At 64.2% G+C, this 25,681-nt stretch carries 20 protein-coding genes and 1 tRNA gene; 4 read left to right on the plus strand and 17 right to left on the minus strand.

Annotated elements, in window-relative coordinates; all coding sequences use genetic code 11:
- Nucleotides 1-55 precede the first annotated feature (55 nt).
- On the minus strand, nt 56-1,678 hold the full coding sequence (locus C7401_RS09855) for an NAD(P)/FAD-dependent oxidoreductase (protein WP_112171206.1): 1,623 nt from the start codon (nt 1,676-1,678) through the stop codon (nt 56-58).
- 211 nt (nt 1,679-1,889) lie between these two features.
- Nucleotides 1,890-1,966, minus strand: a tRNA-Pro gene (locus C7401_RS09860).
- Nucleotides 1,967-2,147: 181 nt separating this feature from the next.
- On the opposite strand from C7401_RS09860, the gene sixA reads away from it, so the two are divergent.
- Together sixA and C7401_RS09870 are read left to right on the plus strand one after the other, a co-directional pair.
- Nucleotides 2,148-2,612, plus strand: a complete 465-nt coding sequence (gene sixA, locus C7401_RS09865; RefSeq protein WP_112171207.1) for a phosphohistidine phosphatase SixA — start codon at nt 2,148-2,150, stop codon at nt 2,610-2,612.
- A gap of 198 nt (nt 2,613-2,810) precedes the next feature.
- Complete coding sequence (locus tag C7401_RS09870) at nt 2,811-3,629, plus strand: GNAT family N-acetyltransferase (RefSeq protein WP_112171208.1); 819 nt, start codon at nt 2,811-2,813, stop codon at nt 3,627-3,629.
- A 125-nt stretch (nt 3,630-3,754) separates the two neighbouring features.
- Here the strand turns inward: C7401_RS09870 and ppx are convergent, their stop codons facing one another.
- A complete protein-coding gene (gene ppx / locus C7401_RS09875; RefSeq protein ID WP_372460443.1) occupies nt 3,755-5,356 on the minus strand; it encodes an exopolyphosphatase in 1,602 nt (533 codons plus the stop codon).
- Nucleotides 5,357-5,570: 214 nt separating this feature from the next.
- Here ppx and ppk1 point away from each other — a divergent pair, with 214 nt between their 5' ends.
- Nucleotides 5,571-7,634 (plus strand): polyphosphate kinase 1, encoded by a 2,064-nt coding sequence (gene ppk1 / locus C7401_RS09880; protein WP_112171209.1) that lies wholly within the window; start codon nt 5,571-5,573, stop codon nt 7,632-7,634.
- Nucleotides 7,635-7,730: 96 nt separating this feature from the next.
- On the opposite strand, the gene phoR is transcribed toward ppk1, so the two are convergent.
- From phoR to C7401_RS09935, 11 genes are all read right to left on the minus strand, one after another.
- A complete protein-coding gene (gene phoR, locus C7401_RS09885) occupies nt 7,731-9,044 on the minus strand; it encodes a phosphate regulon sensor histidine kinase PhoR (RefSeq protein WP_112171210.1) in 1,314 nt (437 codons plus the stop codon).
- Nucleotides 9,045-9,178: 134 nt separating this feature from the next.
- On the minus strand, nt 9,179-9,880 hold the full coding sequence (gene phoB / locus C7401_RS09890; RefSeq protein WP_112171211.1) for a phosphate regulon transcriptional regulator PhoB: 702 nt from the start codon (nt 9,878-9,880) through the stop codon (nt 9,179-9,181).
- 37 nt (nt 9,881-9,917) lie between these two features.
- On the minus strand, nt 9,918-10,622 hold the full coding sequence (phoU, locus tag C7401_RS09895; RefSeq protein WP_112171212.1) for a phosphate signaling complex protein PhoU: 705 nt from the start codon (nt 10,620-10,622) through the stop codon (nt 9,918-9,920).
- Nucleotides 10,623-10,641: 19 nt separating this feature from the next.
- Nucleotides 10,642-11,502, minus strand: a complete 861-nt coding sequence (gene pstB, locus C7401_RS09900; protein ID WP_112171213.1) for a phosphate ABC transporter ATP-binding protein PstB — start codon at nt 11,500-11,502, stop codon at nt 10,642-10,644.
- Nucleotides 11,503-11,516: 14 nt separating this feature from the next.
- Nucleotides 11,517-12,413 carry a phosphate ABC transporter permease PstA gene (pstA, locus tag C7401_RS09905; protein ID WP_112171214.1) on the minus strand — a complete coding sequence of 299 codons (897 nt, stop codon included), beginning with the start codon at nt 12,411-12,413 and terminating at the stop codon, nt 11,517-11,519.
- Entirely contained in the window at nt 12,410-13,396 is a 987-nt protein-coding gene (gene pstC / locus C7401_RS09910) for a phosphate ABC transporter permease PstC (RefSeq protein ID WP_112171215.1), read from the minus strand. The genes pstA and pstC overlap by 4 nt, the downstream gene beginning before the upstream one ends.
- A gap of 197 nt (nt 13,397-13,593) precedes the next feature.
- The gene (pstS, locus tag C7401_RS09915) at nt 13,594-14,625 is read right to left on the minus strand and encodes a phosphate ABC transporter substrate-binding protein PstS (RefSeq protein WP_112171216.1); all 1,032 of its coding nucleotides are present in this window, start codon (nt 14,623-14,625) and stop codon (nt 13,594-13,596) included.
- A gap of 416 nt (nt 14,626-15,041) precedes the next feature.
- Complete coding sequence (gene glmM, locus C7401_RS09920) at nt 15,042-16,394, minus strand: phosphoglucosamine mutase (protein ID WP_112171217.1); 1,353 nt, start codon at nt 16,392-16,394, stop codon at nt 15,042-15,044.
- 63 nt (nt 16,395-16,457) lie between these two features.
- Nucleotides 16,458-17,285, minus strand: coding sequence for a dihydropteroate synthase (folP, locus tag C7401_RS09925; protein ID WP_112171463.1), 828 nt, complete (start codon nt 17,283-17,285; stop codon nt 16,458-16,460).
- A gap of 220 nt (nt 17,286-17,505) precedes the next feature.
- On the minus strand, nt 17,506-19,395 hold the full coding sequence (ftsH, locus tag C7401_RS09930) for an ATP-dependent zinc metalloprotease FtsH (RefSeq protein WP_112171218.1): 1,890 nt from the start codon (nt 19,393-19,395) through the stop codon (nt 17,506-17,508).
- Nucleotides 19,396-19,596: 201 nt separating this feature from the next.
- Complete coding sequence (locus C7401_RS09935; RefSeq protein WP_112171219.1) at nt 19,597-20,259, minus strand: RlmE family RNA methyltransferase; 663 nt, start codon at nt 20,257-20,259, stop codon at nt 19,597-19,599.
- Between the two features lie 270 nt (nt 20,260-20,529).
- Between C7401_RS09935 and C7401_RS09940 the strand changes: the two genes are divergently transcribed.
- Entirely contained in the window at nt 20,530-21,075 is a 546-nt protein-coding gene (locus C7401_RS09940) for a YhbY family RNA-binding protein (protein ID WP_112171220.1), read from the plus strand.
- 47 nt (nt 21,076-21,122) lie between these two features.
- Here the strand turns inward: C7401_RS09940 and C7401_RS09945 are convergent, their stop codons facing one another.
- The 3 genes from C7401_RS09945 to carB all read right to left on the minus strand — a co-directional run bounded on the left by C7401_RS09945 (nt 21,123) and on the right by carB (nt 25,627).
- Nucleotides 21,123-21,587, minus strand: coding sequence for a DUF4149 domain-containing protein (locus C7401_RS09945; RefSeq protein WP_244314859.1), 465 nt, complete (start codon nt 21,585-21,587; stop codon nt 21,123-21,125).
- An 88-nt stretch (nt 21,588-21,675) separates the two neighbouring features.
- Nucleotides 21,676-22,152, minus strand: coding sequence for a transcription elongation factor GreA (gene greA, locus C7401_RS09950; protein WP_112171222.1), 477 nt, complete (start codon nt 22,150-22,152; stop codon nt 21,676-21,678).
- Between the two features lie 220 nt (nt 22,153-22,372).
- The gene (gene carB / locus C7401_RS09955) at nt 22,373-25,627 is read right to left on the minus strand and encodes a carbamoyl-phosphate synthase large subunit (RefSeq protein WP_112171223.1); all 3,255 of its coding nucleotides are present in this window, start codon (nt 25,625-25,627) and stop codon (nt 22,373-22,375) included.
- Nucleotides 25,628-25,681 lie beyond the last annotated feature (54 nt).

Consider the following 25,681-nt stretch of genomic DNA (forward strand, 5'->3'; position numbering starts at 1 on the left):
CACACGCTGAGGGTGCGCCGACGTATCTCGCCCGCCGTTTCCCGCCTGTCCAGGATCAGGACACGTGCGCCGACGTTAGATTGAGCGCCACCGCCTGCGCCACTTCGATGCCGTCGATGGCCGCCGAATAGATGCCGCCGGCATACCCGGCGCCTTCGCCGGCCGGATACAGGCCTTCGACGTTCACGCTCTGGTAATCGTCCTTGCGACGAATGCGCAGCGGTGACGACGTGCGCGTCTCGACACCCGTGAGCACCGCATCGTGCATCGCGAAGCCCGCGATCTTCTTGTCGATCTGGGGAAGGGCTTCACGGATGGCTTCGATCACGTAGTCGGGCAGCGCCGTGCTGAGATCGGTGGGGTGCACGCCCGGCTTGTACGACGGCACCACGGAGCCCAGCGATGTCGACGGCCGGCCGGCAATGAAATCACCGACCAGTTGACCCGGTGCCTGGTAATTGCCGCCGCCGAGTTCGAACGCCCGCTCTTCCCACTTGCGCTGGAATGCGATGCCCGCCAGCGGACCGCCCGGATAGTCATCCGGCGTGATGCCGACCACGATGCCCGCATTCGCGTTGCGCTCGGCACGCGAATACTGGCTCATGCCATTGGTGACCACGCGGCCGGGTTCGGAGGTCGCGGCGACCACCGTGCCGCCCGGGCACATGCAGAAGCTGTAGACCGCCCGTCCGTTATTGGCGTGATGGACCACCTTGTAGTCGGCCGCGCCGAGTTCCTTGTGGCCCGCAAACTTGCCGAAGCGGCTGCGGTCGATCAGTCCCTGCGGATGTTCGATGCGAAAGCCCAGCGAAAACGGCTTGGCTTCCATGAACACGCCGCGATCGTGCAGCATCTGGAAAGTGTCGCGGGCGCTATGGCCGACCGCCAGAACGACGTGGTCGCAGCGCAGCGTTTCACCGTTCGAGAGCGTGAGCGAGCGCACCTTGCCCTGATCGATTTCGATGTCTTCGACCCGGGTTTCGAAGCGCACTTCGCCGCCCAGTTCGTGAATGGTGGCACGCATTTTTTCCACCATGCTGACGAGGCGGAACGTGCCGATGTGCGGCCGGCTCAGATACAGGATGTCTTCCGGTGCGCCCGCCTTGACGAATTCCTCGAGCACCTTGCGGCCATAGTGGTGCGGATCCTTGATCTGGCTGTACAGCTTGCCGTCCGAGAACGTCCCGGCCCCGCCCTCGCCGAACTGGACGTTGGATTCCGGGTTGAGCACGGACTTGCGCCACAGCCCAAAGGTGTCCTTGGTGCGCTCGCGCACGGCTTTGCCGCGTTCGAGGATGATGGGGCGGAACCCCATCTGCGCGAGGATCAGCCCCGCGAACAGACCGCACGGCCCCATGCCGATCACCACCGGACGCGGGTGCGTCGCGTGCTCGGGCGCCTTCGCGACGAAGCGGTACGTCATGTCAGGCGTCACCCCGCAATGCGGCTTGCCTGCGATCCGCTTGAGCACGGCTGCCTCGTCCTTGACTTCGACGTCGACGATATAGGTCAGCTTGATGTCCGAACGCTTGCGCGCATCGTGCGCACGGCGGAAGACGGTGTAACGGACGAGTCCGTCCGCCGCTACGCCGAGGTCCGCGAGGCGCTCGCGAACCGCGGCATCAAGATCGCTTTCGGAGTGGTCGAGAGGGAGTTTGACTTCGGATAAACGTAACATGGCTGCCAGGGTGCGATCGCCACGGGAATCGTGGCCGATCCGTATTTTATAAGCTCGACGGCCCGCACCGACGGCTCCACGCAGTGACGGCCCGCAATCTGTCGTAAGCCCAGTGGCGGCACGCTATCCGGTGGTCAATGTTGGGGGTCAAGCAAAGCAGGCGAAAAAGAAAAGGGGTTACAGGCCAATGGCGTGTAACCCCTTGATTCCGTGGTCGGAGCGATAGGATTCGAACCTACGACCCTCTGATCCCAAATCAGATGCGCTACCAGGCTGCGCTACGCTCCGACGAATCAGAGATTGTATCGGTTCTGCGCCTCCCCCGTCAAATCCAGATTACGCAAATCGATCCCGATCCCGTGTTTCCCATACCTTGCCGCAGGTATCCATGGCGGGCAACATGGCAAAAAAGGCCGCGCGGCACGCAGCCGGCCGCGCGCGCACCCATTCCCGTGACATAGGAGACGCCATGCATCTCATTCTCTGGCGCCACGCCGAAGCCGAAGACGTGGCGGCGAGCGACCTCGCCCGCCAGCTCACCACGCGCGGCCGCAAGCAGGCGCAGAACGTCGCCCGCTGGCTGCGCGCGCGCCTGCCCGACGACACGCTGATCCTCGCCAGCCCCGCCGCGCGCACCATCCAGACCGCCGAGGCGCTCACCGACCAGTACCGGGTCGTGCGCGAACTCGCACCGGACGCGAGCGTCGACCAGGTGCTGAGCGCCGTCGGCTGGCCCGAAGGCCTTGCGTCCACGGTCGTCGTGGTCGGCCACCAGCCCACGCTCGGAGAAGTGGCGGCGCACCTGCTCTCGGGCGGCGCCGACCCGCGCGGCTGGGCCGTGAAGAAGGCAGGCGTGCTCTGGCTCGCCAGCCGCGAGCGCAACGGCGGCGATCAGGCCGTCCTGCACGCTGCCATCACGCCCGAGCTCGTCTAACCCCTATCACCTCGTCTAACCCCGTCTAACCTCGCCTGAGCCCCCCCGCCGCCCTCTGCCGGACCGCCCGCATGCGGCCCGGCGCGACCGCCCGCCTTACATGACGTCATTGAATCGTCATTGCGTTGCCATGTAACCGTAACCGGGTCTTACTACATTGGCCGAAAAAGTTCCCTTACCTTTCGACCAGGACGCCCCATGCGAGATCTGCCGACGCCCACCCTGCCGTTCGCCTCGACGCTGTTCGAGTCGAATCGGCGTCTGCCGCGCGCCGAAGAGACGGTCACCCCGCAGCATCGCCTGCAAGTGGCCTGGGCTCGCAGCGACGAGGAACTGCGCGAGGCGCAGCGCCTGCGCTACCGTGTGTTCGCCGAGGAAATGGGCGCACACCTGAGCGGCCCCGCCGGTCTCGACGTCGATGCCTTCGACGCCTATTGCGACCATCTGCTCGTGCGTGACCTCGACACGCTCAAGGTCGTCGGCACCTATCGCGTGCTGCCGCCGCACCAGGCCGCGCGTATCGGCCGCCTCTACGCCGAAAGCGAATTCGACGTCTCGCGTCTCGCGCATCTGCGCCCGAAAATGGTCGAGGTGGGCCGCTCGTGCGTGCACCCCGACTATCGCAGCGGCTCGGTCATCATGTCGCTGTGGGGCGGTCTGGGCGGCTACATGACGCACAACGGCTACGAAACGATGCTCGGCTGCGCGAGCGTCGCCATGGCCGACGGCGGCCACTATGCGGCAAACCTGTATTGCTCGCTCGGCGCGAATGCGCTGACCGCGCCCGAATATCGCGCGTTCCCGCACACCCCGCTGCCCGTCGACGAACTGCGCACCGGCGCCGTCGTCACGCCGCCGCCGCTCATCAAGGGCTATCTGCGCCTTGGCGCGAAGATCTGCGGCGCGCCCGCCTGGGACCCCGATTTCAATACCGCCGACTTCCTCACGCTCTTCCGTCTCTCGGAGATCAACGAGCGTTATGCGCGTCACTTCCTCGGCGAGAGCGGCGCACGCTGACGTCTGCTGAAATCCGCTGAAGTCTCGTCCGCCGCCCGGCGGACAAAAAAAGCCCGGCTCTGAACCGCACAGGTCGAGCCGGGCTTTCTTTCCTGGCGGGGCACGCATGGCGCGCCCCGCCGCGCTTACTCTTCCGTATAAACCACGCGATACGGAATGCCGACCTTGCCCCACTCCGCCGCTTCCTGGACCAGGTTGTAATCGGTCAGCGGATTGTTCTGGACCCAGGCGTTCGGCAGCAGCACCTCATAACCATTGCCCTCCTGCTCCACCGTGATGTGCGGCAGGCCCACGTCGGCACGCCGGCGGCACAGCAGCGCGGCGAGGCGCAGGCAGAACAGCAGCGGCCATTCCACGTCGCGCGTTTGCGAGAGCTTGCCGAGCTTGCCCACGTGGCCGAGCACCAGCGCGGCGAGGCGCGCCTGGTCGGTGCGCGAGAAGCCGGGCATGTCGGCGTTGCTGGCGATGTAGGCCGAATGCTTGTGGTACGCGCTGTGCGAGATCGAGAGCCCGATCTCGTGCAGCGAGGCCGCCCACGCGAGGAACATGCGGTTTTCTTCGCGGCGCTCCTCGTCTGGCTCCTCGAACTGGTCGTAGAACTTCACCGCCAGCTCGCCGATACGGCCCGCCTGCGCGCGATCCACGCCGTAACGGCGCATGAAACCTTCCACCGTGACCGTACGCATGTCTTCGTGCTGCGAGCGGCCCAGCAGGTCGTAGAGCACGCCCAGGCGCAGCGCGCCGTCGGTGGTGTCCACGTAGTCAATGCCGAGCTCGTCGAACACCGCGATCATGATCGAGAGGCCGCCCGCCAGCACCGGCACGCGGTCGGGCTTGAGCGCGACGAGCTTCAGGCGGTTCACGTTCTCCGCCTTGATGAGTGCGCGCTTGAGGCGCTCGAGGCCGCCGCGCGAAATGCCGTGCGTCACGCCCGTATCGTTGAAGCCGTTCGCCTCCACGAGTTCGGCGAGCGCGCGCGCCGTGCCGGAGGAGCCGATCGCCTGGTCCCAGCCGGTCTTGCGGTAGTCGGACGAAATGATCTGGATTTCGCGCGTGGCCGCGAGTTCGGCCTGACGCATGGTGTACTCGTCGACGTTGCCCGAGGGGAAGAACTGCCGGCTATGGCTCACGCAGCCGATATAAAGGCTTTCCATGCGGATCGGCGTGTAGTGCGCGCCGATGATGAACTCGGTCGAGCCGCCGCCGATGTCCACCACGAAGCGCTTGCCGGCGCTCGCCGGCACCGAGTGCGCGGCGCCCGCGTAAATGAGGCGCGCTTCTTCGCGGCCCGCGATCACTTCGATCGGAAAGCCGAGCGCGGCTTCGGCCTCGGTGAGGAATTCGCGCGCGTTCTTGGCCACGCGCAGCGTATTGGTCGCGACCGCCCGCACGTGGTCGGGGTGGAAATCGCGCAGCCGCTCGCCGAAGCGCTTGAGCGCGTCCCAGCCGCGCACCTGCGAGGCGCGATCGAGCAACTTGTCTTTCGAGAGGCCGGCCGCGAGCCGCACCGGTTCGCGCAGCGCATCCACCGGGTAGATCTGGCTGCCGGCGTCGGTTTCTTCGACGCGGCCTACGATCAGACGAAAACTGTTCGAACCGAGATCGACGGCGGCAAGCAGTTGGGGATTGGTGACCATCGAGGGGGCAGGCTCCATGCGTGCATACAAAGACGACCGTGCGGCCATACGGGCTTGCTGCGCCGCAGCCGCACTGTCCAAATGCGTCATTTTAAGCGTAGCCGACTTCACGATGTCGCTCCTCGCATTCGCCATGACCATGGGTACTTTTACCCAGCGTGCATGTTCGCAACGCGACTTGTCGATTTCGTGAAAATGCAGCGTAAAATTTATGACACACCGAATGTCACAATAAAGTCATATTACTGTGAGAATTTCCGAGCGTCCGTTCGAATCATTCCCTGACATTCCGTTTTCACTACCAATGTCCATCCGCTATCCCTTACTTAATCGCGAACTGGGCATTCTGGGATTCAATGAGCGCGTGCTAGCACAGGCGTCCGATCCCGCTGTTCCTTTGCTGGAGCGCCTGCGCTTCATCTGCATCACCAGCAGCAACCTCGACGAATTCTTCGAAGTCCGCATGGCCGGCCTTCAGGAGCAGATGCGCGACAACCCCGGTGCGCTCTCTCCCGACGGCATGTCGCTGCAACACGTGTACGACCTCGTGGTCGAGCGCGCGCAGCGTCTCGTGCATCGTCAGTACCGCATGCTGCACGACACCGTGCTGCCCGCGCTCGAACAGGAAGGCATCTACTTCCACGGCACCGATGCCTGGAACGAAGCGCAGACCGCCTGGGCGCGCAACTACTTCCTCGACGAACTGCTGCCCGTGCTCACGCCCATCGGGCTCGACCCCGCGCACCCGTTCCCGCGCGTGCTCAACAAGAGCCTGAACTTCGTGGTCGAACTCGAAGGCAAGGACGCGTTCGGGCGCCAGGCCGTCATGGGCATCGTACAGGCGCCGCGCGCGCTGCCCCGCCTCGTGCGCATGCCGCAGGAATTGTCGGGCTTCCAGCACGGTTTCGTGCTGCTCGGCTCGCTGCTCCAGCGTTTCGTGGGCGAGTTGTTCCCGAGCCTCGTGGTGCGCAGTTGCAATCAGTTCCGCATCACGCGCAACAGCGAACTCTTCGTCGACGAAGACGAAATCACCAACCTGCGCGTGGCGCTCCAGGGCGAACTGCCCGCGCGCCACCTGGGCAACGCGGTGCGCCTCGAAGTGTCGGCGGAAACGCCCGCGCATCTGGTGCGGCGCCTGCTCGACGAAAGCGGCCTCAATGAAAAGGACTGCTATTTCGTCGATGGCCCCGTGAATCTCGTGCGTCTCATGCAGTTGCCCGAGATGGTCGATCGCCCCGACCTCAAGTTCGTGCCACATGTGCCCGCCATTCCGCGGCGCATCGCCGCGAACAGCAACATGTTCGACGTGATCGATCAGGACGACGTGCTCCTGCATCATCCGTACGAGAGCTTCCAGCCCGTGCTCGAACTGCTGTTGCAGGCCGCGAACGATCCGAACGTGGTGGCGATCAAGCAGACGATCTACCGCACCGGCACCGACTCGCCGCTCATGGACGCGCTCATGCAGGCCGCGCGCAACGGCAAGGAAGTCACGGTGGTCGTGGAGCTGCTCGCGCGCTTCGACGAAGAGACCAACATCAACTGGGCCTCGCAGCTCGAAGCCGTGGGCGCGCACGTGGTGTACGGCGTGGTGGGCCACAAGTGCCACGCCAAGATGATGCTGATCGTGCGCCGCGTGCCCGTGAACGGCCGCATGGTGCTGCGCCGCTACGTGCACCTGGGCACCGGCAACTACCATCCTCGCACGGCGCGCCTCTACACCGACTTCGGCCTCATGACCTCGGAGCCGAAGATGTGCGAGGACGTCCACCACGTGTTCCAGCAGTTGACGGGCATCGGCGGCGAGTTGCAGTTGCACGATCTGTGGCAGTCGCCTTTCACGCTGCACCCCAAGCTCGTCGAGTCGATCCGCGCCGAGGCCGAGGCCGCGCGCGCGGGCAAGAAGGCGCGCATCGTCGCGAAGATGAACGCGCTGCTCGAACCGACAGTGATCGATGAGTTGTACGAAGCGTCGCAGGCGGGTGTAAAGATCGACCTCATCATTCGCGGCGTGTGCTCGCTGCAACCGGGCGTGCCGGGGCTCTCCGAGAACATCACGGTGCGCTCGATCGTCGGGCGTTTCCTCGAACATCATCGCATCTACTACTTCTATGCGGGCGGCAAGGAAGACGTCTATCTGTCGAGCGCCGACTGGATGGACCGCAACCTGTTCCGCCGCGTCGAAGTGGCGTTCCCGATTCACGACCGCCGCCTCAAGCGCCGCGTGATCGCCGAAGGGCTTTCGACCTTCCTCGGCGACAACCAGGCGGCATGGCTCATGCAGAGCGACGGCCACTATCGCCGCCGCCGCGCGGGCAAGGCCGTGCGCAATGCGCAGTTGAGTCTGCTGGCGAAGTTCTGCCCGTGATGACGTAAAAACGGGCCTGGAAACAGGCCCGAAAACGCCGGACACAAAAAAGCCGCTTCATACGAAGCGGCTTTTTTTATTGGCTGCGCCGAACGCTCACACCGGCGCCGGCTGCCTTCTCGTCGTGCGGGCGACGGGAAAGCGCACCGTGAACGTGCTGCCCCGCCCTTCCTCGCTCTTCACTTCGAGCGCCGCGTCGTGGCGCTGCAATACGTGCTTCACGATCGCGAGGCCGAGGCCCGTGCCGCCCGTGTCGCGCGAGCGGCTGCGATCCACGCGGTAAAAACGCTCGGTCAGACGCGGGATGTCGGCGGCCGGAATGCCCAGGCCCGAGTCGGTCACCGCGAACACCGCATTACCATGCTCCACGCGCCAGGACAGGTGCACCGTGCCGCCGTCCGGCGTGTAGCGCACCGCATTGGTCGCGAGGTTGCCGAGCGCGCTCATGATCTCGGTTTCGGAACCCGTCACGCTCAGCCCGTCGTCGAAGTCGGTCGTGACGCGGTGATGGCCGCCCGAAAGGCTTTCGGCGTCCTCGCGCACGTGCCCGAGCACCGCGCGCATGTCGACCATCTGGTCGCCGGGCTGGCGCCCCTCGCCTTCGAGCTTGGCGAGCACGAGCAGGTCCGTGACGATGTGGCGCATGCGCGAAGCCTGCTGCTCCATCAGCTCCAGGTAGCGGATGCGCTCGGCCTCGGAAAGCGGCAACTCGCGCATCGTTTCGAGGAACCCCGAAAGCACCGTGATCGGCGTTTTCAGTTCATGCGAGACGTTGGCCACGAAGTCGCGCCGCATGGCGTCGGTGCGCTCCAGTTCGGTGATGTCCTGCGAAAGCACGAGCTTGCGATTCTCGCCGTACGGAAACACCTGCACCGAGAGCACGTTCTGACGCTTCGCCCCCATGCCGCGCATGATGAGCATTTCCTGGTAATCGTGCGAATTGAGGTAGCGCACGAAGTCGGGCTGACGCACGAGATGCGTGATGTGCTGGCGCAGGTCGCGCTTCGCGTCGAGACCGAAATGAATCTCGGAGATCGCGTTGCACCACTCGATCTGGTCATGGTCGTCGAGCATCGCGACGCCGTTGGGCGACGCCTGGATCGCCTGGATGAAACGGGAGTGCTGCTGCTCGACCTGGCGCACCTGGGCGTGCCAGCGCTTGGCGAGCTTGTGCAGACGGTAATAGATTTCGCCCCAGACGCCGGGAGCGCTCGGCACTTCGCCGTAGACCGGCGCGTCGAGCAAACGCCAGAGGCGCTGCTTGTGGAAGGTGCTGAAAAGCATTTGCGCGAGCAGCGCGAACACGGCCACGCCCAGCGCGACCTTGACGCCGAGGACCGCGCCAATACCGGCGCAGACGAGCGCGAGCAGCACGATCGATACGAGGGAGCGCGCCCAGATGATGTTCATGTTCCAGCGATCGAAGAAAAGTACAGTCGGATGCGGGCACGCAACATCGTGTTGCCATCACGCGAATAACGGCGACGGCGAAGCAGCGGCGCCGCCCGGTCAATCACCCTGCGGCGCTACCGTGAAACCTGCGCTCAGGCGCTCTTCGCGAGACGGTAGCCGCTGCCGCGCACCGTTTCGATCATAGCATCGCACCCCGCCGGCTTGAGCGCGGCGCGCAGACGCTTGATATGCACGTCCACGGTGCGCTCTTCCACGAACACGTGATCGCCCCACACCTGGTCGAGCAACTGCGTGCGGCTGTGCACGCGTTCGGGGTGCGTCATGAAGAAGTGCAGCAGGCGAAACTCAGTCGGGCCGAGGTCGAGCTTGATCTCCGAGCCTTCGGCGGCGGCCGCTACGCGGTGCGTGGCCGGATCGAGCTTCAGGCCGTTGATCGCCACGACGTCCTCGGTGAGCTGCGGCGCGCGGCGGCGCAGGACCGCCTTGATGCGCGCCATCAGTTCCTTGGGCGAGAACGGCTTCGTCACGTAGTCGTCGGCGCCAATCTCGAGGCCAAGCACCTTGTCCTGCTCGTCGCCGCGCGCGGTCAGCATGATGATCGGAATATGCTTCGTGCGCTCGTTGTTGCGCAGGTCGCGCGCGAACGTGACGCCCGACTTGCCCGGCAACATCCAGTCGAGCAGGATGAGATCGGGCAGCACGTCGCTGATCAGGTTTTGCGCCTGCTCCGCGTTGTAGGCGCGGATCGGGCAATGACCTGCGTGCTGCAAGTTCACCGAAATCAGCTCGGAAATGGCGGGCTCGTCTTCGATGACGAGAATGCTGCTAGGCATCGGCACCTCTTGACCTTGTTACCTGTTGAGTTATTTATTAGCTGAGTGCTTCGCGTTCGAGCGCGTCGCGCGACTTGTGGCGCACGTCCGTACCCTTCACGATGTAGATGATGAACTCCGCGATGTTCTTCGCGTGGTCGCCGATCCGCTCGATCGCCTTGGCGATGAACAGATAGTCGAGGCCCACGGAGATCGTGCGCGGATCTTCCATCATGTAGCTCACGAGCTTGCGCACGAAGGCGCGGAATTCCTCGTCGATCGCCTTGTCGTCGCGCACGATCTGCGCGGCAGCCACGGTATCGAGGCGCGCGAACGCGTCGAGCGCACGGCGCAGGATCGACACGGCCATCTCGCCCGAAACCTTGATCTCGGCGATGTTGACGGTGCGCGAGGCGCCGTCTTCCATCAGGCGCTTGGTGCGCTTGGCGATCTTTTCGGCTTCGTCGCCGGCGCGCTCGAGGTTCGTGATGGTCTTCGAAATGGCGAGCACGAGGCGCAGGTCGCGCGCGGCCGGCTGGCGGCGCGCGATGATGTTGCTGCACTCCTCGTCGATCTCGACTTCCATCGTGTTGAGGCGGTCTTCGGCGACGATCACGCGCTCGGCGGCTTCGCCGTCGAACTCGTTCAATGCCTGCATCGCCGTGATGATCTGCGATTCGACGAGGCCGCCCATTTCGAGCACCTTCGACGAAATGAGGTTCAAATCGGCGTCGAACTGGCTGGACAGGTGTTTGTCGGACATGTTTTCCTCCCTGCTGCGGTCAGCCGAAACGGCCGGTGATGTAGTCTTCCGTTTCCTTGCGGACCGGCTTGATGAAGATCTTCTCGGTGTCGCCGAACTCGATCAGCTCGCCGAGATACATGTACGCAGTGTAGTCCGAGCAGCGCGCGGCCTGTTGCATGTTATGGGTGACGATCACCACCGTGTAGTCGCTCTTGAGTTCCGCGATCAGCTCTTCGATGCGGCCCGTCGAAATGGGGTCGAGCGCCGAGCACGGCTCGTCGAGCAGCAGCACTTCGGGACGGATCGCGATGCCGCGCGCGATACACAGACGCTGCTGCTGGCCGCCCGAGAGGCCGTAGCCGCTCTGGCCGAGCTTGTCCTTCACTTCGTTCCAGAGCGCCGCCTTGGTGAGCGCCCATTCCACGCGGTCGTCCATTTCCGGACGCGAGAGCGTTTCGAACATCTTCACGCCGAACGCGATGTTGTCGTAAATCGACATCGGGAACGGGGTCGGCTTCTGGAACACCATGCCGATGCGCGCACGCAGCAGCGAAATGTCGCGCTTCGTGGTGAGCAGGTTCTCGCCGTCCATGAGGATCTCGCCCTCGGCGCGCTGCTCCGGGTAAAGCGCATACATCTTGTTGAAGGTGCGCAGCAGCGTGGACTTGCCGCAGCCCGACGGGCCGATGAACGCGGTCACCTTGCCATCGGGAATCTGCAAGTTGATGTTCTTCAGCGCGTGATACTTGCCGTAGAAGAAGTTCAGATCATTCACTTCGATCTTCGGCTTGCCGAGCGCCTGCGGGCGCGCGTTCTGGGCGGGGTCCGCAGGCTGAAACCCAGCGGAGGGCGCATTGCCGTGCGCAGCGGTGTTGAGGTGACTCTCTGCCATGTTCATCGGGAACTCCGCCCTTACTTATTCGAAAAGACCGTGCGTGCAAGGATATTCAGACCCAGCACACCCAGCGTGATCAGGAAAACACCGGCCCACGCAAGCGACTGCCATTGCGCAAACGGGCTCATCGCAAACTTGAAGATCGTGACCGGCAGGTTCGCGATCGGTTGATTCATGTTCGCGCTGAAGAACTGGTTGGACAGCGCGGTGAAGAGCAGTGGCGCGGTTTCGCCGGCAATACGGGCGATGGCGAGCAGCACGCCCGTCACGATGCCCGCGATCGACGCCTTCAGCGTGATCGACAGCACCATCTTCCACTTCGGCGTGCCGAGCGCGAAGGCTGCTTCACGCAGATTGTTCGGCACGAGCTTGAGCATGTTCTCGGTCGTGCGGATCACGATCGGAATCTGCAACAGCGCCAGCGCGATCGCGCCGGCCCAGCCGCTGAAGTGGCCCATCTTCGCCACGACGAGCGCGTAGACGAACAGACCCACGACGATCGACGGCGCCGACAGCAGAATGTCGTTGATGAAGCGCGTGACGCTCGCGAGCCACCCCTTCTGGCCATACTCAGCGAGATAGATGCCCGCGAGAACACCGATCGGCGTGCCGACGAAGGTTGCGATCACAACGAGCAGCAAGCTGCCGACAATGGCGTTGGCCAGCCCGCCGCCATCGGTGTTCGGCGGCGGCGTGGACTGCGTGAACAGATCGATCGTCAGGCCGCCGATGCCGAGCGAAATCGTCGTGTAGAGAATCCACACGAGCCACAGCAGGCCGAACCCCATCGCCGCGAGCGAAAGCGTGAGCGCGATCGCGTTGGTCAAACGGCGACGGCGTTGCAGCTTGTCGCGCATGCGATCCAGTTCGGGGCCGTAAATCGCCCCCGGAATTTTCATCATCGGCTCGCTCATCGCGCACCCTCCGCTTTTTCAAGGCGCAGCAACATGAGCTTCGAGATCGACAGCACGATGAACGTGATCACGAAGAGGATCAGGCCCAGTTCCATCAGCGCGGCCGTGTGCAGGCCGGGGCTCGCTTCGGCGAACTCGTTGGCGAGCGCCGAGGTGATGCTGTTGCCGGGCGAAAAGAGCGACACGTTGTCGAGCAGGTTCGTATTGCCGATCACGAACGTGACGGCCATCGTTTCACCGAGCGCGCGGCCAAGGCCGAGCATCACGCCGCCGATCACGCCGGTCTTGGTGAACGGCAGCACGATCTTCCACATCACTTCCCACGTGGTGCAGCCGATGCCGTAGGCCGACTCCTTGAGCAGCACGGGCGTGACTTCGAACACGTCGCGCATGACGGAGGCGATGTACGGAATGATCATGATGGCGAGAATCACGCCGGCGCACAGCATGCCGATGCCGATGGGCGCACCCTGGAACAGCGCGCCGATGATCGGCATGCCGCCGAGCAGCGAGCCGAGCGGCTTTTCGAACCACTGCGCGAAGATCGGCGCGAACACGAGCAGACCCCACATGCCGTAGACGATCGACGGAATCGCGGCGAGCAGTTCGATGGCGATGCCGAGCGGCCGGCGCAACCACGCGGGTGACAGCTCGGTGAGAAAGAGTGCGATGCCGAAGCTCACAGGCACGGCGATGATGAGCGCAATGAGCGACGTGGCGATCGTGCCGTAAATGGGCACGAGCGCGCCGAACTGCTCGCTGGGGGGATCCCAGTCAGCAGTCCAGAGGAATGCGAAACCGAACTTCTGGATCGTCGGCAACGAGGCGACGAGCAGCGACACGATGATGCCGCCGAGCAGCAGCAACGTGATGATGGCGGCGAGGCGCGCGAGGCCGCCAAAAATGATGTCCCCTGCCGGGCTGGGCGCTTTTTGCTGCGCGGCATTGCCGGGCGGGTTCGACACGAGCGGGACGTCGGACATGGTGACCTGGGTTCCAGTTGCCGCGAGCACGGGGCTCACGACGTTAAGGCAGCAGTGGGACTACAGATCGCCCGCTTTCCGGCCGTTAAGCCGTAGAGCGGGCGGCACATCTGAGCAGCACAGTTTCAGGCGAGCTACAAGCGAGAGGGCCGCGCGCGTCACGCGGCGGCCCTGTTCACCGTTGCCTGAGCGCTGGCTTATTCGGCGATCGGCTTGCCGCTCGCGTCCTTGACCTTCTCCTTCCACTGCGCCTTGATTTCGCTCACGACCGATTGCGGCAGCGAGATGTAGTCGAGGCTGTCAGCAGCCGGCGTGCCATTCTTGAAGGCCCAGTCGAAGAACTTGAGCGTTTCCTTGCCCTGGTCCGGCTTGTCCTGTGCCGTGTGCAGCAGCACGAAGGTCGCGCCGACGACCGGCCATGCGTCCTTGCCCGGCTCGTTCGTGAGGATCTGGTAGAACGACTTCTTCCAGTCCGCGCCGGCGGCCGCTGCCTTGAACGTTTCGGTATCCGGCTGAACAACCGCGCCCGACTCGTTCTTCATGGCAGTGTAGACCATGTGATTTTGCTTGGCGTAGGCCCACTCGACGTAGCCGATTGCGCCCGGCAGACGCTGCACGAAGGCTGCGACGCCGTCGTTGCCCTTGCCGCCCGTGCCCGTCGGCCATGCCACGGTCGTGCCTTCGCCGACCTTGGTCTTCCACTCGGGGTTGACCTTCGAGAGGTAGTTCGTCCAGATGAAGCTGGTGCCCGAACCGTCGGCGCGGCGAACCACGGCGATGTCGAGGTCAGGCAGCTTGACCTTCGGGTTCAGTGCGACGATGGCCGGATCATTCCACTTCTTGATCTTGCCGAGGTAGATGTCGCCGAGCACCGGGCCCGACAGCGTGATTTCGCCGGCCTTGACGCCCGGCACGTTGATCGCCGGCACAACGCCGCCGACCACCGTCGGGAACTGGAACAGACCTTCCTTGGCCAGATCGTCGTCCTTCAGGGGAGCGTCCGAACCTGCGAAGTCGACGGTCTTGGCTTGAATCTGCTTGATGCCGCCCGACGAGCCGATGCCCTGGTAGTTGACCTTGCCGCCACCCGACTTCTGATAGGCGTCTGCCCATTTCGTGTAGATCGGTGCTGCGAAGGTGCTGCCCGCGCCAGTGATGTCAGCAGCGTGGGCTGCGATCGCGAAGAGCGCGCCAGCAACGCCAGCGAGCGCGGTTTGCATCAATTTCATGAGACCTCCAGGTGTGTGAGCGGATGAACGACACCGCGAAGCTTAGGGGCTCTTTGTGACAGTACCGTGACGATTCATGAAGCCAACGTGACACTGCGATTACTGCCTGAAAGGCACGTGGATATGCGCATCGGGAGGGATGCGGCGCGCGGCGGCGGCCTCGCCTGCAAGGCCCTGCGCAGGCGCAAAGGCCATCTGGCGCGGTTTTGGCGGCCTCTGAGGGGTCCGACGCGGAAAGATTCGAGGAAACCCTCGACAGCGGTTTGGAAACCGCTACGCGATGTTTTAAACGTTTGCCTGATTCCGTCGCGATGACGAAAAAAACGCAAAAAAAGATGCGCACGACGCCGGGTCGCGGCGTCGTGCGCATCGGTTTGTTTCGAGCGTGGTGACCCGGCGGGTCATCACGCGGGTCGTCATGCGATCGAGCGCTTGACCACCCCGGCGATCGCTTCGGCGTAGTGAACGGCGTCGCGCTCTTCGCGCGCCTCGACCATCACGCGCAGGACAGGCTCCGTACCCGAGGCGCGGATCAGCACGCGGCCACGCCCCTTGAGCTCCGCCTCGGCGGATGCGATCGACTGCTGGATCGCGGCGTTGCCCTTCCAGTCGGCGCCCTGCGCGATGCGCACGTTGATGAGCTTCTGCGGGAATAGCTGCACGCCGTCGAGCAAAGCGCCGAGCGTCTGCCCGCTGCGCTTCATCGCCGCGAGCACGAGCAGCGCCGAGACGATGCCGTCGCCGGTCGTGTGACGATCGAGCGAGAGAATGTGGCCCGAACCTTCAGCGCCGAGCTGCCAGCCGCGCTCGCGCAATTGCTCCAGCACGTAGCGGTCGCCCACGTTCGCGCGCACGAACTGCACGCCGAGGCCCTCAAGCGCCTGCTCGACCGCGAGATTGGTCATGAGCGTGCCGACTGCCCCTTCCACCTTGCCGTCGGTCGCGATGCGGTCCTTCACGAGCACGTAGAGCAACTCGTCGCCGTTGTAGAGGCGGCCATGTGCGTCCACGACCTGGAGGCGGTCGGCGTCGCCGTCGAGCGCGATGCCGAGATCGGCGTGATTCGCGCGCACCGCGCGCACGAGTGCGTCCGGCGCGGTCGCGCCCACGCCGTCGTTGATGTTGAAGCCGTTGGGCGACACGCCGATCGGAATGACGTCGGCGCCCAGTTCGTGGAACACGTGCGGCGCGATGTCGTAGCCCGCGCCGTTGGCGCAGTCGATCACGAGCTTCAGGCCGCGCAGGTTGAACGCCTGCGGAAACGTGCTCTTGCAGAACTCGATGTAGCGCCCGCCCGCGTCGTGCAGGCGGCGCGCGCGCCCAAGCTGCTCGGACGGCGCGCACGCGAGCGGCTGCTCGAGTTGCTCCTCGATCTGCGTCTCCACCTCGTCGGGCAGCTTGTTGCCGTCGGCGGAGAAGAACTTGATGCCGTTGTCGTAGTACGGGTTGTGCGACGCGCTGATCACGACGCCCGCGGCGAGCCGCAGCGCGCGCGTGAGGTAGGCGATGCCGGGCGTCGTCATCGGCCCGGCCAGCATCACGTCGATGCCTGCCGCCGACAGTCCCGCTTCCAGCGAGGCCTCAAGCATGTAGCCCGAAATACGCGTGTCCTTGCCGATCAGCACCGACGGCCGGGGGCCCGAGGCCGCTGCCGAGCCCGCGAGCACCTTGCCCGCGGCATAGCCCAGCCGCAACACGAAATCGGGCGTAATCGGCGCCTCGCCGACCTTGCCGCGCACCCCATCAGTTCCGAAATAACGACGTCCCATCTCTCTATCCCTCGGTTTGGTGCTGCCTTTGTCCTGTCTTTGGCCTGGCCCGCGCTGCGTGGCTCAGGCGCGCGGCGCCGTCGCGCCGCCGGTCATGGCGTCGCGCATCGCGCCCCAGACCTTCAGTGCGTCCACGGTAGGCGCGACATCGTGCACGCGGATGATCGCCGCGCCCCGCTGCGCCGCGCACACCGCCGCCGCCACACTCGCGGCGACGCGCTCGGGCGCGGGCCGGTTCACCAGTGCGCCGAGCATCGACTTGCGCGACATGCCGGCAAGGATCGGATACGGCGCGACACCGGGCGCCACGGCCGGCGCGGTTTCAGGCAGATGCGCGAGCAGCGCGTAGTTGTGCTCGACCACCGACTTGCCGAAGCCGAAGCCCGGATCCACGCTGATGCGACGCTTCGCCACACCCGCCGCTTCGAGTTCCGCACACCGCTGCGCGAGAAACTCGCGCACCTCGCGCACAACGTCCACGTAGTCGGGTTCGCCCACCTGCATCGTTTGCGGCTCGCCGAGCATGTGCATCACACACAGACCGCAATCGCTGCCGCGCACGGCCTCGATCGCGCCAGGCATCCGGAAGCCCCAGATGTCGTTGATCAGATCCGCGCCCGCGGCGAGCGCCGCGCGCATGACTTCGGGCTTGTACGTGTCGATCGAAAGCGGCACGTTCGCGCCCTTGAGCTTCTCGATGAGCGGAATCACGCGTTCGAGTTCTTCGTCGAGCGGCACGGGCGGCGCGCCCGGCCGTGTCGATTCGCCGCCGATGTCGATGATGTCCACGCCGTCGAGCATCATCTGCTCGGCGCGGCGCAGCGCGTCGCCGAACGCGAGGTAGCTGCCGCCGTCGGAAAACGAATCGGGTGTGGCGTTGAGGATGCCCATGACGAGCGGACGCTCGAACGTCAGCGTGAAACGGCCGCACGCAAGCGGTTCAGGTGGGAGATTACCCTGCGAAGTGATATTGGGCACGTCAAGAAACGTCAGATGTGTAACGAGATGCGGCGCTGCGGCGGACCGGCCATCCGGCGGCCAGCCGCGCGCCAGAAATGCAAAACGGGCCGATGTGAACTTCACACCGGCCCGCAACTTTACTCGATTCGGATCACGCCGGTGCGGTGGCGCTACCGGGCTTGACCTCAGTGCCCGTGCTCCCGCCCGATGAAGGCGCGTCGCCCGCGGACGGCGTGCTCTTCGGCGAGCGCGGCGGACGGCCGGCCATGATGTCGTTGATCTGATCGGCGTCGATCGTTTCCCACTCCATGAGCGCGGCGGTCATGGCTTCGACCTTGTCGCGGTTCTCATCGAGCAGGCGCTTGGCGAGGTTGTACTGCTCGTCGAGCACGCGGCGGATTTCCGCGTCGACCTTCTGCTGCGTCGCTTCCGAAATCACGCGCGTGAAGCCCTTGCCGAATGCGCCGCCGTCGTTGTCGTCGTCGGCGTAGACCATCGGTCCGAGCGCGTCGGTCATGCCAAAGCGCGTGACCATGGCGCGTGCGGTTTGCGTCGCCTTGTTGAAGTCGTCCGAGGCACCCGTGCTGATCAGGTTCATGAACAACTCTTCCGCCACGCGGCCACCGAACAGAATGGCCAGACGATCCAGCAGATAGTCCTTCGAATACGTTTCGTTGTCATGCTCGGGCAACTGCCACGTGACGCCCAGCGCGCGACCGCGCGGAATGATCGTGACCTTGTGCACCGGATCGGCCTTCGGCAACAGCTTCGCGATCACGGCGTGGCCGGACTCGTGGTAAGCCGTGGCGCGCTTCGCCTCTTCACGGATGACCGCCGACTTGCGCTCCGGCCCCATGAAGATCTTGTCCTTCGCGTCTTCGAAGTCCTGCATCTCGACGATACGCTTGCCGCGGCGCGCCGCGAACAGCGCGGCTTCGTTCACGAGGTTCGCGAGATCGGCGCCCGAGAAGCCCGGCGTGCCGCGCGCGATGACCGCTGCATCCACGTCGTTGGCGATCGGCACCTTGCGCAGGTGCACCTTCATGATCTGCTCGCGGCCGCGAATGTCCGGCAGGCCCACGTAGACCTGGCGGTCGAAACGGCCCGGACGCAGCAGCGCCTTGTCGAGCACGTCGGAACGGTTGGTTGCCGCGATCACGATAACGCCCGAGTTCGCCTCGAAGCCGTCCATCTCGACCAGCATCTGGTTCAACGTTTGTTCGCGTTCGTCGTTACCGCCGCCCATGCCGGCGCCGCGATGACGGCCGACCGCGTCGATTTCGTCGATGAACACGATACACGGCGCATGCTTCTTCGCCTGTTCGAACATGTCGCGCACGCGGGCCGCGCCCACGCCGACGAACATTTCCACGAAATCCGAACCCGAAATGCTGAAGAACGGCACCTTCGCTTCGCCGGCAATGGCACGCGCCAGCAGCGTCTTACCGGTACCCGGAGGGCCGACCAGCAGCACGCCGCGCGGGATGCGCCCGCCCAGCTTCTGGAATTTTTGCGGATCGCGCAGGAAGTCGACGAGTTCCGACACTTCTTCCTTGGCTTCGTCGCAGCCCGCGACGTCGGAGAAGTTGACGGCGTTGTTGTTCTCGTCGATCAGGCGCGCGCGCGATTTACCGAACGAGAACGCCCCGCCTTTGCCGCCCCCCTGCATCTGCCTCATCATGTAGAACCAGAACACGATGATCAGGATGGTTGGCCCGAGGTAGTACAGCGCGGAAACCAGCGCGTTCGGCTCTTCGTCAGCCTTGCCGCTCACCTGCACGCCGTATTTCATCAGGTCGCCGACCATCCAGATGTCGCCCGGGGAGACGATCTGGTATTTCTGGCCATCAGCCGGAGTGACCGTGAGGTTGCGCCCCTGCACCACGACAGTCTTGACCTTGCCGTTCTTCGCGTCGTCCATGAACTGCGAATAGGAAACGCCTTCCTGGACACGGGGCTTGTCGAACTGCTTGAACACGGTAAACAGCACCAGTGCGATAACCAGCCACACCGCTGCCTTCGAAAACATGTTGTTGTTCAAAGCACCACTCCTTCACTCATAGACGGGCGCCTACATTTGCCTTGCTGCACCATCAAAGCATTCTAATCCAGTACAAGGACCCCTGCCATAACGTTTCGCTACCGCAGGAATAGCCTCAGCGCCTTGTCCGGACCGCGTTTTGCGCCCTTTTGCATCTGCTTGACCGTCAGCCCGCACCTTGGAGCATTAATCATGCCCCAATTAGCGGGAACGCTTCAGATGTTTACCCAATATAAACGTTTCAGCCGATTTGTCGCGCGAAGCTTTCGGTTTTCGCGCGGCCACGACCTTGAACTGTTGCTTGAACTTCTCGACGATCTGGCTGTAACCACTGCCGTGGAAGCATTTGACTAAAAGGGCCCCATCGGGTTTCAGATGATTCTCCGAGAACTCGAGCGCGAGATCGCACACGTGCTCGATGCGCGCCGCGTCAGCCAACGCGACCCCCGAGAGATTGGGCGCCATATCTGAAATTACAAGATCGACCGGGCGGCCGCCCACCAATTCTTCCAGTTGCGCGAGCACGTCGTCCTCGCGGAAGTCGCCTTGCAGGAACTGCACGTCGGAGATCGGCTCCATCGGCAGGATATCGAGCGCGATGATCGTGCCGTCGATGCCGCCCTGGCGCTGGTCGTCGCGTTTCGTGCTCTGCGCGAGCTTGTTGCGCGCGTACTGGCTCCAGCTGCCGGGCGCGGCGCCGAGGTCCACGATCACCATGCCGGGACGGATCAGCTTGTCCTGCTCGTCGATTTCCTTGAGCTTGTACGCGGCGCGGGCGCGGTAACCCTCCCGCTGCGCCATTTTCACGTAAGGGTCGTTGATGTGGTCGTGCAGCCACGAGTGGTTGAAGCGATTTTTTGCCATTAAAGATGAACTCTTGCTGCGTGATTCCGCGCTTTTAGCGGATAATACGCGTTTAATTCGTGCGGCCGTCGCGGCTCGCCAGACCGGATGTGTGTTTCTCCGGCGGCGTAAGTGCCCGCGCCCTGCCGTTCTCCACGGTTTTCCGTTGTTCCGACGCGCTTTGCCCGCTGGCGGCCCGCTACCTGCGGACCGCGTTCACGTCTGCCCAGGCCTGGTTCATGCCTGTCGACCCGCGCGGCGCCGTCATTTTAGTCGAGTCTGCCACTTCCCATGCCCGCCCTCTCTCTTTCCGCCGAACAGCGCTCCGAGCTGCGCTCCCAGGCTCACGCGCTCAAACCGGTCGTGCTCATCGGCGCCGAGGGATTGACCGACGCCGTCCTCAAGGAAATCAAGGTTCACCTTGACGCTCACCAGCTTATCAAGGTGCGCGTGTTTGGCGACGAGCGCGAAGAGCGCATCGCGATCTACGAAGAGATCTGCGACCGCCTGAACGCCGCGCCCATCCAGCACATCGGCAAGTTGCTCGTGCTCTGGAAGCCCGAAGAAGCCAAGGCGAAAACCTCCACCGCCCGAGCCGGCGCACGCGGCACCGTGTCGCGCCCCGCTGCCGACGTGCCAAGCGCCCGTGAAGCCGGCAAGCGCGGTGCGTCGCCGCGCGTCGTGAAGGTCGTCAAGGCGAGCGACAATCCCATGCGCAAGCCCAAATCGCAGAAGGTCACCGTCAAGGGCAACGAGCGCGTCACGCAAGGCGGCAACATCAAGCGCGCGAAGAAGCGTCAGACCAGCTCCAAGCGCACGCACCAGAACGCCAAGTAACAAGGAAGCGCGGCCACCGAGCCGCGCTTTTTTTGGCCGGCGCGCTGTCAGCGTGGCGCGGACTCCGCACGCTGCACCAGACCGGCGGCACGCGCCGAAGGCAACAGCCAGACGAGCCATGCGCCAAGCAGGCTCTGCACCAGATAGAAAAGGCTGGACACGCCGTGCAGCAATCCAAAGCGGCTTGCATACGGCGAACTGGCGACATCCATGCCCGCGCTCATGGCCTGCACGCGCAGCGCATTCATGAACGGTTGCAGCGCGAAATAGCCGATCAGCACGCACAGCAGCATGATCGCCAGCACCCAGCGCAGGCGGCGATAGCCTGCCGCGCCACGCCGCGTGAGCAGGTTGGAAAGCCCGAGCAGCAGCACGCCGCACACCACGCCGACAATGCCTTCGAGACGAAACAGCTGGGCGGCGATTCCGCCCGCCACCACCCTGTCGAGCGACGCGAACAGCACCGGCGCGACCATATAGCCGATGGTCAACTGGCTGCCGACCCACAGCATGGCCAGCCACCCGAAGAGCCGGTGCGGAACGAGCGAAACCGGGGTCGCGGAACTTGCGTAACCTGTCGTACTCACGGCAGCGCGCCCCTCAGACGTAGCGAACCTCGATGACCTCGTACTCGCGCACGCCGCTGGGCGCTTGCACTTCAGCGACATCGCCTTCGGACTTGCCGATCAGCGCGCGCGCGATCGGCGAGCTGACCGAAATGAGCCCGTGCTCGAGATCGGCTTCGTCGTCGCCGACGATCTGGTAGGTCACCGTCTTGCCCGACTCGAGGTCTTCGAGATCGATAGTCGAGCCGAACACGATCCGGCCGTCCGCTTCGAGCGTGGCCGGATCGATGATCTGCGCGGCCGCCAGCTTCGACTCGATCTCGGCGATGCGGCCTTCGATGAAGCCCTGCTTTTCCTTCGCGGCGTCGTATTCCGCGTTTTCCGACAGATCGCCTTGCGCGCGCGCTTCCGCGATCGAATTGATGACCGCCGGACGCTCGACGGATTTCAGGTGCTGCAACTCTCCGCGCAATTGATCTGCGCCGCGCCTGGTCAGGGGAATCGTGCTCATAAACAACTCGTACGGGCCATCAGGGCCTCAAGAAGGCCGCGCCACGCGCGCGATGCGCGCCGCGTTGCGGCCATAAAAAAAATTCCGCGGTTAAGTGCATCCCACGAGGGCGGCTGCGCGGTCTGGCGCAGCCTGAAAACCCTGTTGGGACGCCGCTTAACCGCGGCACATTCAGCTTTATTAGCCTGCCTCGTTGGACGTTAGACAGACAATTGAAGCCTTAGTTTAGGCGAGCGTGGAGGCCTTGTAAATCATAGACTTCCAGGTTCTTCAGATAGCGCAGACCCTCGACGGCGGCACGCGCACCCGACATCGTCGTGTAGTACGTGACCTTGTTGGCCTGCGCGCTCATGCGAATCGAGCGCGAATCGGCGATCGCGGCACGCGTTTCGTCGACGGTCGTGAACACGAGCGAAATCTCGCCATTCTTGATCATGTCGACGATGTGCGGACGGCCGTCCTTCACCTTGTTCACGACCTTCACCGGCACGCCGGCCGCCTCGATGGCGGCAGCCGTGCCGCGCGTCGCGACGAGGCCGTAGCCGAGTTCGTGCAGCATGCGCGCGACTTCGACGGCCTTCGGCTTGTCCGCATCCATCACGGTGATGAAGACCGTGCCCGATTCCGGCAAGCGCGAACCCGCGGCCAGCTGCGACTTGAAAAGCGCTTCACCGAAGGTCTTGCCCACGCCCATCACTTCGCCCGTGGAACGCATTTCAGGTCCAAGCACCGGGTCGACGGCCGGGAACTTCACGAACGGGAACACCGCTTCCTTCACGCTGAAGTACGGCGGCACGACTTCCTTCGTCACGCCCTGCTGCGCCAGCTTCTGGCCGACCATCGCGCGCGCCGCGATCTTCGCGAGCGGCAGGCTGGTCGCCTTCGAAACGTACGGCACGGTGCGCGACGCGCGCGGGTTCACTTCCAGCACGTAGATGATGTCCTTCTTCGAACCGTCATCCTGCGGCACCTGCTGGATCGCGAACTGCACGTTCATCAGGCCGACCACGTTCAGGGCCTTGGCCATCGCGCCGGTCTGGCGCTTGAGTTCGGCAACCGTTTCCTGCGAGAGCGAGTACGGCGGCAGCGAGCACGCCGAGTCGCCCGAGTGCACGCCAGCCTGCTCGATGTGCTCCATCACGCCGCCGATGAACACGTCCGTGCCGTCGGAGATGCAGTCGACGTCGCATTCGATCGCGTCGTTCAGGAAGCGGTCGAGCAGCACCGGCGAATCGTTCGACACCTTCACAGCCTCGCGCATGTAGCGTTCGAGGTCGCGCGGCTCGTGGACGATTTCCATGGCGCGGCCTCCCAGCACGTACGACGGACGCACGACGAGCGGGTAACCGATTTCGTCGGCGAGCTTGAGCGCTTCGTCTTCTGCGCGTGCAGTGCGGTTAGGCGGCTGGCGCAGACCGAGGTCTTGCAGCAGCTTCTGGAAACGCTCGCGGTCTTCAGCGGCGTCGATCATGTCGGGCGACGTGCCGACGATGGGCACGCCATTCGCCTCGAGGTCGAGCGCGAGCTTCAGCGGCGTCTGGCCGCCGTACTGCACGATCACGCCAACCGGCTTTTCGAGGTCGACGATTTCGAGCACGTCTTCGAGCGTGAGCGACTCGAAGTACAGACGGTCGGACGTGTCGTAGTCGGTCGAAACCGTTTCCGGGTTGCAGTTGACCATGATCGTTTCGTAGCCGTCTTCGCGCATCGCGAGCGCGGCGTGCACGCAGCAGTAGTCGAACTCGATACCCTGGCCGATCCGGTTCGGGCCGCCGCCCAGCACCATGATCTTCTTGTTGTTCGTCGGGTTGGCCTCGCACTCGTCCTCATAGGTCGAGTACATGTAGGCGGTCTTCGTGGCGAACTCGGCCGCGCAGGTGTCCACGCGCTTGTAGACCGGGCGCACGTTCAGCTCGATACGGCGGCGGCGCACGTCGGCGGCATTCGCGCCGAGCAGCCTGGCGAGACGGCGATCCGAGAAGCCGCTTTGCTTCAGGAAGCGCAGCTCGTCCTTCGAGAGGCTTTCGAGCGTGCGGCCGCGGGCCGCCTCTTCCTTCTTGATGATTTCTTCGATTTGCGCGAGGAACCACGGGTCGATTGCGGTTTCCTCGAAAATCTCTTCGCGCGTCATGCCCACGCGGAACGCGTCGCCCACGTACCAGATACGGTCCGGACCGGCTTCGCCGATCTCGCGGATGATCTCGTCGCGGCTCGTGGTCTTTTCGTCCAGACCGTCCACGCCGACTTCCAGACCGCGCAGCGCCTTCTGGAACGACTCCTGGAACGTGCGGCCGATGGCCATCACTTCGCCGACCGACTTCATCTGCGTGGTGAGGCGCGGGTCGGCTTCGCGGAACTTCTCGAACGCGAAACGCGGGATCTTCGTGACGACGTAGTCGATGGTCGGCTCGAACGAAGCCGGCGTCTGACCGCCCGTGATTTCGTTCTTCAGTTCGTCCAGCGTGTAACCGACGGCCAGCTTGGCCGCGACCTTGGCGATCGGGAAGCCCGTGGCCTTCGACGCCAGCGCCGACGAGCGCGACACGCGCGGGTTCATTTCGATCACGATCATGCGGCCCGTGCGCGGGTCGATCGAGAACTGCACGTTCGAACCGCCCGTGTCCACGCCGATTTCGCGCAGCACCGCCAGCGAGGCGTCGCGCAGGATCTGGTATTCCTTGTCGGTGAGCGTTTGCGCCGGCGCGACCGTGATCGAGTCGCCCGTGTGGATGCCCATCGGGTCCAGGTTTTCGATCGAGCACACGATGATGCAGTTATCCGCCTTGTCGCGGACCACTTCCATCTCGTATTCCTTCCAGCCAAGCAGCGACTCTTCGATCAGCAGTTCGCGCGTAGGCGACAGATCGAGACCGCGCTTGCAGATCTCTTCGAATTCTTCGCGGTTGTACGCGATGCCGCCGCCCGAGCCGCCCAGCGTGAACGACGGACGGATCACGACCGGGTAGCCGCCCGTGCCGGTGGCTTCGGCGATCTCGACTTGCACCTTGAGCGCTTCTTCCATCGAGTGCGCGACGCCCGACTTCGCCGAACCGAGACCGATCTTGGTCATCGCGTCCTTGAACTTCTGGCGGTCTTCGGCCTTGTCGATCGCTTCCGGCGATGCGCCGATCAACTCGACGTTGTACTTCGTCAGCACGCCGTGGTGGTGCAGGTCGAGCGCGCAGTTCAGCGCGGTCTGGCCGCCCATCGTCGGCAGGATCGCGTCCGGGCGCTCCTTCTCGATGATGCGCTCCACCACTTCCCACGTGATCGGCTCGATGTAGGTCACGTCGGCCGTGTTCGGGTCGGTCATGATCGTCGCCGGATTGCTGTTGACGAGGATGACCTTGTAGCCTTCTTCACGCAGCGCCTTGCAAGCCTGTGCGCCCGAGTAGTCGAACTCGCAGGCCTGGCCGATGATGATCGGACCCGCGCCGATGATAAGAATGCTCTTGATGTCTGTCCGCTTGGGCATAACGCTCTCGCTAAATATTCCTGTGTCTTTTACGTCTGGCGGCGACCTGCTTGC

Source organism: Paraburkholderia unamae, from assembly GCF_003268775.1.
Lineage (GTDB): Bacteria > Pseudomonadota > Gammaproteobacteria > Burkholderiales > Burkholderiaceae > Paraburkholderia > Paraburkholderia unamae.

Excerpts from the sequence above, each read along its gene's own strand:
- C7401_RS09855 (WP_112171206.1), bottom strand. The coding sequence starts at position 1,678 with ATGTTACGTTTATCCGAAGTCAAACTCCCTCTCGACCACTCCGAAAGC.
- sixA (WP_112171207.1), top strand. The coding sequence starts at position 2,148 with ATGCATCTCATTCTCTGGCGCCACGCCGAAGCCGAAGACGTGGCGGCG.
- C7401_RS09870 (WP_112171208.1), top strand. The coding sequence starts at position 2,811 with ATGCGAGATCTGCCGACGCCCACCCTGCCGTTCGCCTCGACGCTGTTC.
- ppx (WP_372460443.1), bottom strand. The coding sequence starts at position 5,356 with ATGACGCATTTGGACAGTGCGGCTGCGGCGCAGCAAGCCCGTATGGCC.
- ppk1 (WP_112171209.1), top strand. The coding sequence starts at position 5,571 with ATGTCCATCCGCTATCCCTTACTTAATCGCGAACTGGGCATTCTGGGA.
- phoR (WP_112171210.1), bottom strand. The coding sequence starts at position 9,044 with ATGAACATCATCTGGGCGCGCTCCCTCGTATCGATCGTGCTGCTCGCG.
- phoB (WP_112171211.1), bottom strand. The coding sequence starts at position 9,880 with ATGCCTAGCAGCATTCTCGTCATCGAAGACGAGCCCGCCATTTCCGAG.
- phoU (WP_112171212.1), bottom strand. The coding sequence starts at position 10,622 with ATGTCCGACAAACACCTGTCCAGCCAGTTCGACGCCGATTTGAACCTC.
- pstB (WP_112171213.1), bottom strand. The coding sequence starts at position 11,502 with ATGAACATGGCAGAGAGTCACCTCAACACCGCTGCGCACGGCAATGCG.
- pstA (WP_112171214.1), bottom strand. The coding sequence starts at position 12,413 with ATGAGCGAGCCGATGATGAAAATTCCGGGGGCGATTTACGGCCCCGAA.
- pstC (WP_112171215.1), bottom strand. The coding sequence starts at position 13,396 with ATGTCCGACGTCCCGCTCGTGTCGAACCCGCCCGGCAATGCCGCGCAG.
- pstS (WP_112171216.1), bottom strand. The coding sequence starts at position 14,625 with ATGAAATTGATGCAAACCGCGCTCGCTGGCGTTGCTGGCGCGCTCTTC.
- glmM (WP_112171217.1), bottom strand. The coding sequence starts at position 16,394 with ATGGGACGTCGTTATTTCGGAACTGATGGGGTGCGCGGCAAGGTCGGC.
- folP (WP_112171463.1), bottom strand. The coding sequence starts at position 17,285 with ATGGGCATCCTCAACGCCACACCCGATTCGTTTTCCGACGGCGGCAGC.
- C7401_RS09935 (WP_112171219.1), bottom strand. The coding sequence starts at position 20,259 with ATGGCAAAAAATCGCTTCAACCACTCGTGGCTGCACGACCACATCAAC.
- C7401_RS09940 (WP_112171220.1), top strand. The coding sequence starts at position 20,530 with ATGCCCGCCCTCTCTCTTTCCGCCGAACAGCGCTCCGAGCTGCGCTCC.
- C7401_RS09945 (WP_244314859.1), bottom strand. The coding sequence starts at position 21,587 with ATGCTGTGGGTCGGCAGCCAGTTGACCATCGGCTATATGGTCGCGCCG.
- greA (WP_112171222.1), bottom strand. The coding sequence starts at position 22,152 with ATGAGCACGATTCCCCTGACCAGGCGCGGCGCAGATCAATTGCGCGGA.
- carB (WP_112171223.1), bottom strand. The coding sequence starts at position 25,627 with ATGCCCAAGCGGACAGACATCAAGAGCATTCTTATCATCGGCGCGGGT.